The organism is Caldibacillus debilis DSM 16016 (genome assembly GCF_000383875.1).
Taxonomy (GTDB): domain Bacteria; phylum Bacillota; class Bacilli; order Bacillales; family Caldibacillaceae; genus Caldibacillus; species Caldibacillus debilis.
The window spans coordinates 4717-17360 of record NZ_KB912889.1 but is presented as its reverse complement, the minus strand read 5'-3'; the positions used below and the strand labels follow the sequence as shown (position 1 = coordinate 17360).

8 protein-coding genes are annotated in these 12644 nt (G+C 54.8%); 4 read left to right on the top strand and 4 right to left on the bottom strand.

The annotated features are described in order from the left end of the window. Nucleotides 1-131: 131 nt before the first annotated feature. The 4 genes from A3EQ_RS0109230 to A3EQ_RS0109215 all read right to left on the bottom strand — a co-directional run bounded on the left by A3EQ_RS0109230 (nt 132) and on the right by A3EQ_RS0109215 (nt 3522). Entirely contained in the window at nt 132-791 is a 660-nt protein-coding gene (locus A3EQ_RS0109230; RefSeq protein ID WP_020154891.1) for a TetR/AcrR family transcriptional regulator, read from the bottom strand. A 171-nt stretch (nt 792-962) separates the two neighbouring features. After that, nucleotides 963-2021: an ABC transporter permease gene (locus tag A3EQ_RS0109225; protein WP_020154890.1), complete on the bottom strand. Its 1059-nt coding sequence runs from the start codon at nt 2019-2021 to the stop codon at nt 963-965. Further along, nucleotides 2018-2740, bottom strand: a complete 723-nt coding sequence (locus A3EQ_RS0109220; protein WP_020154889.1) for an ABC transporter ATP-binding protein — start codon at nt 2738-2740, stop codon at nt 2018-2020. Before A3EQ_RS0109220 ends, A3EQ_RS0109225 begins: the two co-directional genes overlap by 4 nt. Before the next feature lie 143 nt (nt 2741-2883). After that, nucleotides 2884-3522, bottom strand: coding sequence for an endonuclease III domain-containing protein (locus tag A3EQ_RS0109215; protein WP_051091409.1), 639 nt, complete (start codon nt 3520-3522; stop codon nt 2884-2886). A 612-nt stretch (nt 3523-4134) separates the two neighbouring features. Between A3EQ_RS0109215 and A3EQ_RS0109205 the strand changes: the two genes are divergently transcribed. The 4 genes from A3EQ_RS0109205 (at nt 4135) to A3EQ_RS0109165 (ending at nt 11938) form a co-directional block, all read left to right on the top strand. Next, a complete protein-coding gene (locus A3EQ_RS0109205) occupies nt 4135-5136 on the top strand; it encodes a zinc-dependent alcohol dehydrogenase family protein (RefSeq protein ID WP_020154886.1) in 1002 nt (333 codons plus the stop codon). Between the two features lie 667 nt (nt 5137-5803). Beyond that, nucleotides 5804-6100: a HesB/YadR/YfhF family protein gene (locus A3EQ_RS0109190; protein ID WP_026499863.1), complete on the top strand. Its 297-nt coding sequence runs from the start codon at nt 5804-5806 to the stop codon at nt 6098-6100. 1063 nt (nt 6101-7163) lie between these two features. Further along, nucleotides 7164-8414, top strand: coding sequence for a metallophosphoesterase family protein (locus A3EQ_RS0109170; protein WP_020154879.1), 1251 nt, complete (start codon nt 7164-7166; stop codon nt 8412-8414). After that, the gene (locus A3EQ_RS0109165; RefSeq protein WP_020154878.1) at nt 8411-11938 is read left to right on the top strand and encodes an AAA family ATPase; all 3528 of its coding nucleotides are present in this window, start codon (nt 8411-8413) and stop codon (nt 11936-11938) included. Before A3EQ_RS0109170 ends, A3EQ_RS0109165 begins: the two co-directional genes overlap by 4 nt. Nucleotides 11939-12644: the final 706 nt, after the last annotated feature.

The window sequence follows — 12644 nt, the reverse complement described above, 5'->3', positions numbered from 1 at the left end:
GCCCGCCGCCCGCGGAAGAATTTATCCGGTTCTTCCATAGGATGAGGCGCAACCCGGCCCTAATCCAGATCCCACCATGCCGGATGCGGGCACTCCGGTTCCATGAAGAACGGAAACCCATTCCTTTCCGTTCAGTTCCCTTTCTTAATGCCGTGCAAAACGATTTGCACAAAATTTTCCAGTTCCGTCTCATCATCCAAAAAGGCGTTTTCCGGCATTAGGACGAAACGGGAGACGAAGAAACTGAAAACGAAGGTAAATAGCGTCCTTGCAAGGGGCAGACTCGGCAGATCCACGATCTCACCCTTTTGCTGAAAATGAACGATCGTTTGCCGGATGCGCTGAAAGATGTTTTCAGTAAAATGAGGAACGATTTCATTGCGGAAATCTTCGTTGTACAATAATTCCTTTATAAAAACCTGAAAAATTTCCCGGTTTTCCTTAAAGAATTGGTAACGGTTTTTCAACAAGGCCCGGAAAAAATCATCGAAGGAATCCATCCCTTTGCTGGAAATTTCCCGAAAAACGCTTTCCGCCATGCCCGGCAAGGATTCTTTCAGAAAGGGCAACAGGATGGAAAGCAATAGATTTTCCTTTGTGCCGTAATGGCGAAAGATGGTGCCTTCCGCCACGCCGGCCCGCTTGGCGATTTCGCTGGTCGACGTGTTGGCGTAGCCTTTTTCGGCGAATAATTGGACGGCGGCTTCGGCGATTTTTTGCTTTTTGTCCGTCGGTTTTTTATCGCTCTGTAATCGGGCGATCAGGGCCTCCAACAGATTGTCCTTGGACATAGCTTCACCTCCTTCGTCAACGGCAGACGGGGAACTGCCGTGTTTTTGGCGCATGCCGCGCCCGAACGGAACAGCCGTTCCTTTGTCGGGAACAGGCGGGGAACTGCCATCATCTAGGCGCGGCTGCGCCCGGAATGGCCGTTTCTTTCACAACGGCCGATGCCTGCCGTATTATAGCGCGCGGTATTTTTTCAAGGAGAACAGGTTCAAGGCGATAAAGAAGGCGGCGAACAGGATGAGGACGATAAGGTCGCTGCCGATCGCGCCCAATCCGTTCCCTTTATACATCACTTCTTTTAAAGCGTCACCGCCGTAATAGAGCGGCATGAATTTCGCCAAGGTTTGCACCCATTTGGCCATACCGTCGAAGGGGATAATCCCCGAGAAAAATACCTGGGGAACGATGACGACCGGAATGAATTGGAGCATTTGGAATTCCGATTCGGCAAAGGACGAAAGCAGCGTCCCCAAGGATAGGGCGACAAGGGCCAAAATTAGGTTGATGAGCAAGACATGCCAGAAGGAGCCGGCGAGCACGATATCGAGAACGTTCAAGGCATACAGGATGACGATCACCGTTTGGATCAGGGCGAAGATCCCGTAGCCGCAGAGATAAGCCGTGACGATTTCCCATCGGCGGACCGGCGTCGACATCAGTTTGTACAAAGTGCCGGACATCCGCTCCTTCAGCAGGCCGATACCGGAGATGATAAAGACGAAGAAGAAGACGAAAAATCCGACCAAAATCGGGCTGAGCACATCAAAAAATTCGCTTTTGCTACTGCCGTACACATAATCCGTGTCGATCTGCAGTTTCGGGATGTTTCCGAAGGCTTGCCCTTTCATCTGCTGGGATTGGAGAAATGCGGCGATCGTCTGGTTCACCTTCATTTTCAGCGATCCGGCAGACAACGGGTCGCTGTTTTGCAGGACGAGCCGGTATTCGCCTTCTTGCGCGATGAGCATCCCGTCGAGGTCGTCATCGACGACGGTTTCCTCCGCCCGGTCGGCCGAGGCATACTCCTTGACGACGATTCCCGCCTTGTCCAAACGATCGGTCAGCGCTTCATCGACACCGGCCACCCCCAGCTTCAGGCCGGCCTTTTCCCCGTTGAACAAAAAATGCATCAGGGTCAAAATCAATAAGGGTGCGATAAACATCAGGGCCAACGTCCGTTTGTCCCGGAGCATTTCCAGAACGATCCGCTTGATCAACGCCGCGACTCTCATTCCTTTTCCCCTCCCGCGTGCAAAAATACTTCATCGAGGTTTCTTGCGCGGAATCGTGCCTTTAATTCATCCGGCGACCCGCTCGCGATGATCTTTCCGTTCCGGATCATGGCGATCAAATCGCATTTTTCCGCCTCATCCATCACGTGGGTCGTCACGATGATCGTTTTCTCCGTTCTCTTTAACCGGAACAATTCTTCCCAGATTTGCAGGCGCAATTCCGGGTCAATGCCGACGGTCGGTTCATCCAGGATAAGGATTTTCGGATCCTGGATGAGCGCGATGGCCAGGGACAGTCTCCGTTTCATTCCGCCGGAGTAGGCGGAAACCTTTTTGTCCAGGTCATCCGTAAGGTTGACAAGCTTTGCCGTGTAGCCGATCCGTTCCAATTTTTCCGCTTTTTTCAGCCGGTAAAGGGCGGCGAAAAAATCCAGGTTTTCCTTCCCGGTCAAATTCAAATACAGGGCATCGGATTGGGCCATGTAGCCGATATGCTGCAGGATTCGGAGACTGGGCATCTTTTCGTTTAAGACGGAAACGGAGCCGCCGTCGGGTTTTTCCATCCCGGCGATCGTTTTGACCAAAGTGGTTTTTCCCGCCCCGGAAGGGCCGATGAACCCGAAAATGCACCCTTCTGCGATGGACAGGCTGATCCGGTCCAAAACCTTCTTTTTGCCGTAGGTTTTGCTGATGTTTTCCACGGAAACCGCGGCATTCATCAAGATCCCCCCTAGAAATGGAAAAAAGTGAGTACTTACTTTAATTTTACGGCCTTTCATCGGAAAGATCAATAAAAAAGAAAGTGATCACTCACTTTTTTATTTGTTTTTTGATCCGCCGACTCTTCCCTCTCGTTTTCCGGTTACTTCCTTTTTTGACAGATATCCGCCAGGGGGCAGCCGCCGCAGAGGGGAACGGTACGGCAGCGAGTTTTTCCGTGTTCCACCAAAAGGGCGTGAAATTCGTTGAAGATTTTGGCGTCCGGGGGAAATTGCGCCTCCACTTGCCTCTGGAATCGGTCGTAGGATTGCGGCATGTCATAGCCGATCCGGTGAAAAATCCGCCGGGCATAGGCGTCCACGATGAATACCGGTTTTTCGAAGGCGTAGACGAGGATCGCATCCGCCGTTTCCGGCCCGATCCCCTTGACGTTCAACAACTCTTCGCGCAGGGCCGCTTTCTCCCGTTCCTTTATCCGGTCCAAATCGTACGCATAGGTTTTAAACCAGGATAAAAAGGACCGGATCCGGCGGGCTTTTATGTTGTAATACCCGCTCGGGCGGATGAGTTCGGCGATTTTTTCCTCCGGCAAATCATCCAGCTTCCGCGGTTCCAGGAAAGGTTTCAACCGATTGATCGCCTTTTCCACGTTGCGCCAGCTGGTGTTTTGCACGAGGATGGCCCCGATCATCATCTCGAAGGGGGTATCCGCCGGCCACCAGTTTTGCGGACCGTAGTGGCCGTAAAGTTTCCGGTAGATCAGCGGGTAATGGTGTTTCACTTCGATCCTCCAATTCTTCTGGAAAGAATGGGCTACGGCCGATTGAGAAATCTTCCATGGTTTTCTTCTTTTCTGTAAAATAAAAGCGGAAGGCCGACGGGCCATCTCCGCCCGCCTTTACTTGATATTGTACAAGAATCGGGACTTGATTCAACTCCTGCCGATCGCCATGCCGGAGGCCCGGGAATGAAAAGGAATAAACCTATCTGTTTGAGCGGCTTCCCTGCCGACCCGGCAGGCGGCGAAGGAGCGGGGATTGCCGGCCGAAACGGACGGAAAAAAGCGCCTCATCCAGCGGGCCGGAGAATACCCGTCGGCGGGAATGAACGGGGCGGAGACCGGATCTTGCATACGGATAAAGGAAAACCAGGCGGCAAAAAGACAGCGGTTTCATTTCTTTCGTTTTGCGGCCGGGGAGATCCGGGAGAGTCGGCGCTCGGCCATCAACTTCCCGGAAGCGGAGCGCCGCATATTCGGGAAAAGTTTTCGAAAAACGGCCGGGACGGGCATGGCGCGGGTCGCGAACGGCGCCGGCCGGCCGAACGCTTCCTTTGAGCATCATCAAACGGGAAAAGGATCCGCATAAGTAAAATTTTCATGGGGTGATGGAAGATGAAAGCAGCGGTTTATTACGGACCGGAAGATATCCGGGTGGAAGAAACCGGCCTCAGGGACTTGGGAAAAAATGAACTGTTAATCAAAGTAAAAGCGTGCGGCATATGCGGAACGGACATCCATATCTATCGCGGCGAAAAAGGTTCCACGGCGGTGACGCCGCCGGTGATCCTCGGCCATGAATTTTCCGGGGAAGTGGTCGAAGTCGGGGAAGGGGTGGAACATTTTTCCCCGGGCGACCGGGTGGCCGTCGATCCGAATATTTACTGCGGCGAATGTTCCTACTGCCAATCCGGCAAGAAGCAGCTTTGCCGGCGATTGAACGCATTGGGGGTCAGCCGGAACGGGGGATTCGCCGAATATTGCATCGTCCCCGCCGCGAATGCGGTGAAAATGCCGGAAACCGTTCCCTATGAAGCGGCCGCCTTGACCGAGCCCTTGTCCTGTTGCCTGCACGGGATCGACCGGGCGGGCATTTCCCCGGGTCAAAAGGTGGCCGTGATCGGCGGCGGGGCCATCGGATTGATCATGACCCAGCTGGCGCTTTTGAGCGGGGCCAGCTCCGTCATGGTGAGCGAACCCGTAAAGAAAAGGAGGGAATTGGCGCTGCAGCTGGGCGCCGACCGGGCGGCGGATCCCGTCCATGAAACGGTCGAAGCGGATCAGTTTGATGTGGTTATCGAATGCGCGGGAAACAGAAAGGCGATGGAAACGGCTTTAAAGGCCGCAAAACGCGGAGGAACGGTCCTCTTTTTCAGCGTTCCTTCCCCCGATGAAGTATTGCCGGTCAGGCCGTTCGACATTTACGAAAAAGAGCTCACCATTAAAGGTTCGTTTATCAACCCGTCGACCTTTTTAAGAGCCGCGGATTTAATCGCCCATCGCCGAATAAAGCTGGAACCGATCATCACCCACGCATATCCGGTGGAAGACATCAAAACCGCCCTTGCTATGCAATCGAGCCCCGATGCGGTGAAAGTGCTGATCCGATTCGATTAAGCCTGTCACGTTTCGGAACTCCCATGAAAAGGTGGTGTTAAATCCAGGACGAATGCGTCTTGCCAAAAGGTCCCGTTCGGAGTTCCCTTGAAAAGGAGGCCCTCCCGGTAGGCGTTTGGAGAAAAGGTCCATCCATGAAAAGGGGCTGGGGCGAAGGAGTGCCGGATGCAATTGGGACGTGATTTGCAAATGTCAGGACAGGAATGCGTTTGAGGAAAAGGAAGTGCCGGCTGCCGCCTTCGCGTACGGGAAAAAGCCTCTTCCAGGGGCAAAGGTGAAGACGACGAAAAGGGCCCGCCGGCCGCCGATACCGTTCCGAAGGTTTTTCGGATCCGAAAGCGGCAGGAGGTTTCCGGCGGTGGAGGTCTGAGCTTGCCTTAGGCAAATGCCCCGTTTTTGCCCTTGCTTTACTGGCGGGTTCGAATCGTCGAACAAGCAGGCCATGGGCGAAAAAGGACAGGCACCGGATCGGCCGAAAGGATTCACGGCCTGCCCCTCTGCCGACGCCGGACGGCGGAAGACCTCGGGCAGGATCCGTCTTGGGTCCCCCGAACGCTTTCGCCTCAAATTTTTAAAAAATGTCAATGCGTTTCGCCGGAAAAGAAAAGGGAAGTAGTGATAAAATAAGATTATCCATGTCCAAATGATCATCTGTGGGGTGAAAAGCATGAATATTACCGTCAGTCCGGCGGCACTCGCCTGGTTTAAAGAGGAAATGGGGCTGAAAGAAGGAGACAAGATCAAATTTTATGTGCAAATCTACGGGTCGAGCCCGGTGCAAAAAAATTACGCCCTCGGCTTTGCGAAGGATAATGAACCGATTGATGCCGCCGTTTCCGTGAAGGCGGACGGCATTGAATTTTACGTGGAAGAAAGCGACGCCTGGTTTTTCGACGGCCATGATTTGCATGTCGATTACAATCCGGAAAAGGATGAATTGGTATATACCTACACCAAACCGTAAAATCCGGATTCCGTCTCGCCGGAATCGGGAGCTCCCGAAGGCCGCCAAGAGGACAATCCCGAATGGCCCGGGTACTGTCTCCCGGTGAACGCATGACTGTCAAGAAAAATAATTCCGAACGGACCGGGTCCGTAATCCCGCGAGTTTTTAGCTGCCCAATATTTTGCCAATGGGAACGGGCACGGGTTTCCCGGCAAGCCCTTAATGCGGGAACCGGGGAGACAGTCCGGGAAAGGGTGCTTTTTGCCGGTGATGGGACCGTACAGGGGGGTGAAGATCCCTGCGCGGAGCAGGTCCGGGAAAGGGTTCTTTTTTGCCACCTCCAGGATCCAATGCAAAAGAGGAACCGGGAGGCCCGGTCCGTTCCGAAGAAGGAGCCGCAATGTTTTCCAAGGTTGCGGCTCCATTTTTTGCCGGCGGAACCGGGGGGATTGAAAACCGGATGGCTTCTTGGATGTTCGTGGGATCAGCAGGCCGCTTTTTAGCCCCCTTGAAGATGGCGGAGCCGTCGTTGATCATTCCCGCGGGATTTTTCCTGAATGAAAGATAAAAATTGCATTCCGGGGATCATTTTTCCCCAAGAAAGACTTCCTTGGAGCCCGGGGAGGACCCTTGAACTTTTCAGGAGAAAGCGGCATGGGCGACGAGCGGCAGCAGGGGATGACGTCCGAATCCTCCTCAAACGTTTTCCCGGTGAAAGGGAATGGATGCCGGCATCTTCAATCGTCCGGTCGGGAACCCGGCGTTTTTCCGCGTCGAGGATCGGGGCGCCGATGCCTTTTCAAACCAGGCCTTGCCGGAAAATCCTGGACGGTTTTTCCTTGAAACGAACTGAAAGGGGCCGTTCCTTCCAATCCCAACCTGGCGAAACCGGGAAGGACAACGCCGCCCTCCTTTGTCTTCCGGTTGGTCCCGCCGACCCGGCTTCGAACCTTTTTGCCGCCGGAAAACGAAATGCCGAAGGACGGCACGCTTCCGTCGGATTTTTTTGCAAAGGATTGCCGAACATCCATTCGTTTGCTATATTGGAAACAAATCAAACCGGTTCTTAAGGGGGGGTTCCATGTTTTCCTTCATCCATTGCGCCGATCTGCATTTGGACAGCCCGTTGCGCGGATTGTCAAAAAAAGAGGATGCGCCGGTTGATGAAATCCGCCTGGCGACCCGGAGGGCCCTGGAAAATCTCGTCGATTTGGCCCTGAAAGAAGGGGTGGACTTCGTCCTGATCGCCGGGGACGTTTACGACGGGGATTGGCAGGACTATTCCACCGGTCTCTTTTTCAACTCCTGCATGGCCCGCCTCAGGGAAAGGGGGATCCCCGTCTATCTGATCCGAGGCAACCACGATGCGGCGAGCAACATCACCCGCCGGCTCGTCCTCCCGGACAACGTCACCGAATTTCCCGTCGACCGCCCGGCCACTGTGACAATCGAGGACTTGCGGGTGGCCATCCACGGGCAGGGATACAAAGAACGGGAGGTGTGGATGAACCTCGCCGCCGGCTATCCCGATCCCGTCCCCGGCTATTTCAACATCGGCCTCTTGCATACGTCCCTGGAAGGCGCGGAAGGACACGAACGGTACGCCCCGGTCCGGGCGGAAGAGCTGGTGCAGAAGGGTTACGACTACTGGGCCCTCGGCCATATCCATAAAAGGCAGGTGGTCCGAGAGAATCCCCATATCGTTTTTCCGGGAAACATCCAGGGCCGGCACGTGCGGGAAACGGGGGAGAAGGGCTGCACCCTCGTGAAGGTGGACGGATCCGCGGTGTCGGTCGAGCACCGGCCCCTGGACGTGCTGCGCTGGCAGGTTTGTTCCGTGGATTTGACCGATGCCGAAACGATCGGCGATTTTGCCGGGCGGGTGGAAGAAGCCTTGTCCGCCCTCGCCGCGGAAAACCCGGGCTATCCTCTGGCCGTCAGGGTGGAACTTTTCGGAAGAACCCCCCTGCACCGGACGATCCAGCAGGACCGGGACCGCTTTTTCCATGAAATCGTCAATGCCGGGCAAATGATGAATGCGGACATTTGGATCGAAAAAGTAAAATTTCACACGGAGCCGCCGGAAGAAAGGGGGCGGGCGGCCAGCGGAAAGGACGCCCTGTCTGCATTCCGGCGAAACATCGATGGGGAGCCGGATGAAGGGCTGATCCGCGAATTTTTGCGGGACGTGAAAGCCGTTCAGGCGAAACTTGGCGCCTATATCCGGAGGGAAGATGCCACGCGGGTGGAAACGGAGGAAGATCTCGAGCCGCTCTTGCAAGACGCCCGCGAGTACATTTTCGCCTTGTTGACGAAGGGGGGAAGGCCATGAAGATCCGTTCGTTCGGCGTGGAACATTTGGCCGGCGGGGAAGATTTCCGGTTGGACTTCGGGAAAGAGAAAAACGGCCTTTATTTGATCTACGGCCCCAATGAAGCGGGGAAAAGCACCCTGCTGCAGGCGCTCCTCGACTGGCTCTTCGGCGGGAAGATCGAAGGTCCCTGGAAAAACCGCTATATCTCCCGTTCCAAGCTTTCCGGCGTGATCGAAGACGGGGAAAGCCGTCCTTTGCGCCTCGTCCGGAAGAAAAAATACAGCCAGCTCGTCCTCGACGAAGAAGAATCCGATGTCACGGAGGAACGGCTCTTTCAGCTGTTGAACGGCTACGATAAGGAGAAATTTTCCCTGCTGTTCGGCTTCGATCATGAAAGGCTCCGAAACGGCGGGGAAAGCTTGCTGCAATCCGGCGGACAGGCCGGCATCTCCCTCTTTGAAACGGGGAGCGGGCTCGCCTTTTTGCAAAACCTTGTCAAGGAGCTGTCCGACCGGTCTTCCGCCTTGCTGGATCCGCGCTTTCCGTCGAATTCCAAAAAGGCGGTCAACCTTGCGTATCGGGCATTTACCGACGCGGAAAGGGCCGTCCGCACGTCGGCGATCCGAGGGGAAGACTGGCACCGCCTGAAAAATGAGAAGGAGGCGGCGGCGAAAAAGATCGGGGAGCTGGAACGGAAAATCAACGCCCTGAAACGGGAAAAGGAAAAACTGGAAAGGGTGAACCGCCTCCATAAATCCTTCCGCAAGCTGTGGGAGCTGCGGGAACGATTGGACAAGCTTGCGGGCTGCCCCGTTCTTTCCGAAGACCTGGACGAACAAATTTTGCAAACGATCGAGGAGCGGAAAAAAATCGCCGAAAAGATCGAAGCCCTGAAGGGTGATCTCCGCCAAAAAGAGGAAGAAATCAAACTGCTCCGGCAGGATCCCCTCGTCCTGCAAATGGAAAGCGAGATTGAATCCTTGTACGAAGGGCTCAAACAATATATAACCCGGCTCCGGGAAGAGATTCCGAATGAGGTTTCACAGCGGGAAGCCAAGGAAAGGGAATTGGTTTCTCTCCTTGACTCCCTGGCGCCGGGCATGGCTCTGGAATCGGCCTCGGCCTTGCGCATCCCATTTGCCGAGGAGGAAAAAATCCTCGCCCTTGCCGAAGCGGCGGAAACGGCCCGCGCGCAGCACGACCGCATCCTGGAGCGCTTCGCGGAGATCCGGGCCGACCGGGAAAAGGCCGTCGCGGAACTGAAAGCACTCGGCGAACCGAAAGACGTTTCCCGCCTGGAGCGGCTTGTCCGGGAAATCCGGGAAAAAGGGGATCTGGAGGCCGCCTTGTCCAAGAAAAAAGAGGAAATCGAGCGGAAAAGAGCGGAACTGGATGCCCTGCTGCATGCCCAATCCCTGTGGCGCGGGCCGTGGGAGGAACTCGAGAAATTGCCGGTTCCTTTAATGGAAACCATCGAACGGTTCCAAAATCGTTGGGAGGATTTGGAAAAGGAACTGGAAAAACTGCAAGGCGAGCTGGAAAAATTGCGGCAAGACCAGGAAGAGATCGATTTTGCCCTGAAACGGTTGGAATTGGACGGTCCCGTGCCGACGGAAGCGGAATTGACCGAGGCAAGAGCTTTCCGGGATGCGGGCTGGCGGCTGATCCGACGGGAGTGGCTGGAAGGGGGCGTTGCGCCGGAAGAGGTCCGCGCTTTTGCCGGGGAACGGTCCTTGCCCGAGGCCTTTGAAAAATCGGTAGAAGAGGCCGACCGGATCGCCGATCTTTTGCGCAAAGAATCCGCCCGCACCGCCCAGCGCGCCCAGCTCCTCCTGCAAAAGGAAAAAAACGGGAGGGCGATCGAGCGGCTGGAAGGGCAAATAAAAGGAAAACAAGCGGTCTTCGCATCCCTCCGGGAAGCCTGGCAAAAGGAGTGGGCGGCGGCCGGCATCGACCCGAAATCTCCCGCGGAAATGAAAGGGTGGCTCGTTCATTTCCTCACTCCGATGCAGGCAGGCTGGAAGGATTGGAAACGGGCGGAGCAGGAATACGCGAAAAGTGTGGCGGAGGTTCAAGAGGATCTCGCCCGCCTGGTTTCCGCGGCATCGCCCTTTCGCCGGACGGCGGAACCCCGCGAGCTGAAACCCTTCCTGGCCGAATGCGAAAAAATCATCCGGGATGAGGAAGAAAAAAGAAGGAAAATCGAAAATGCCAAGGAAAAATTACGGGATTCCGACGAGAAGCTGAAGGCGTGTCAGGAGAAACTCGACGAAGCCGAAGCCCGGCTGAAACAGCTGGCCGGGGAATGGGCAGATATGCGGGAAAAATTTCCCCATCTCCCGGAAGCGACGGAGATCGCCGCCAAGTATATCGGAAAGCTGCGGGATTTGTTCGGAAGCCTTTTGGAATTGGAAAAAATTGAAGCCTCCCTGGCGAAAAAACGGGCGTACTGCCAAACCTTCGAGGAGAAGGCCGCGGCGTTGGCGGAAAAACTCGGGGAACCGTTCGCGTCGCCGGAAACCTTTATCCGCCAGGCTTATCAACGGTTGTCGGAAGCGAAAGAGGGCTTTGTCCGGCGGCAAAGCATGGAGACGGAACGGAAGCGTTTGGAATTGGCATTGCATCAGGCAAAAGAAGAAGAAAAAGCCCGCCGCTCCCAAATCGACGGGTTCAAAAAAGAATACGGATGCGGCTCGGAAGAAGCGTTAATCGAGCTCGTGGAGAAATCGAGAGCCTACAAATCGCTGGATCAAAGCCGCTCCGAACAGGAGCAGCTGATCCGGGAAGCGGGCGACCATCTTCCCCTCGAACAGCTGGAACGGGAAGTGAAGGAAACGGAAAACCCCGAAGGATTGGCGGACGAAATCGGGAAACTGGGGGATGAATGCGGCCGTCTGGAAAAGATTTTGCAGGAGGAAAGAGAGCGATATTGGGATTTGGCCAAGGCCTTCGATCAATTGGACGGAAGCCAGGCGGACGCGGTCAAAAACGCCCAGGAAGCGGAAGCCCATTGGGCCGAAGTCGACCGGTATTGGAACGAGTACTTGCGGGTGGAACTGGCGAAAAGGCTTCTCGAACGGGAAATCGAGCGGTTCCGGGAACAAAACGAATCCCCGGTCATCGAGCGGGCAAGCCGGTTTTTCAGCCGGCTGACCCTGGGCCGTTACGAGGGCCTGTCCGTGGAATACGAAGGAACCGAGCCCTATATCGAAGCCGTTGACGGAGACGGCACCCGGCGCCGGGTCGCCGAGTTGAGCGACGGCACCCGCGACCAACTTTATTTGTCGCTGCGCCTGGCGTTCATCGACCGCCATCTTGAGGAAAACGGCCCGCTCCCACTGATCTTTGACGACATTTTCGTCAATTTCGACGACGACCGGACGAAGGCCGCCCTGGAAGTTCTCCACGGCTTGTCCGAAAAGACGCAGTTGATTTATTTCACCCACCACCGTTCCGTCCTGGAAATCGCGGGGCAGATGGAGGACACCCGCCGCTTGCGCGCCTATGATTTGCAGGCGTATAAGGAAGCGGCGCTGAAGTAGGTTCGGACGAGGACCGGATTCCGGAACGAACGGGAGGCGGTTTGTCGGCTGGGCGGGGTGGTTTTGACTAAAGGGAGAATCCGGCGGATCGGTTTCATTTTACAAAGTTTCCCCTAGGGTTGAAAATGTTCCGCGACGGTTGCGGAAAGTACCGTGTCATAAAACGCTCACCGGCATCTATGTTTCGGACTGGGCGTAGATTACTGCATAAATGGTTGAGTAGGTAAATCGCACTGCAGCATAAGGAACAGCCCGGCTACAGAATTGATAACGGGATAAATGGAAGGAAAATCCTTCCCTGTTTTTTCGGCAATAGTCGATCGATTGAAATTACGGGTCCCGAAATTGTCGTCGACCCCCAATAGCGCACAAACCCCGGGGGATCGACGACAGTTGTTTTTCTTTTCACAATCTCTATGAAATCCTTGCAAATCAAGTAATCCCCGGGTATTGTCAAAAAAATCCCTATGCCGTATAATGCTAATTAAAGAATTTAGGAATTTTTTCCAAACATTGATTTCTCAATATTTTTTGGGGTTTGTATCTTACCTATGAGGGATTGAAACAATTGCTTGGCTTTCTCTCTGATTTCCGGATTGTTGCGTTTGTATCTTACCTATGAGGGATTGAAACAACCATATGGGCGAGACCTGGGAAGGAGCAGTTGAAAGTTTGTATCTTACCTATGAGGGATTGAAACTTGCGG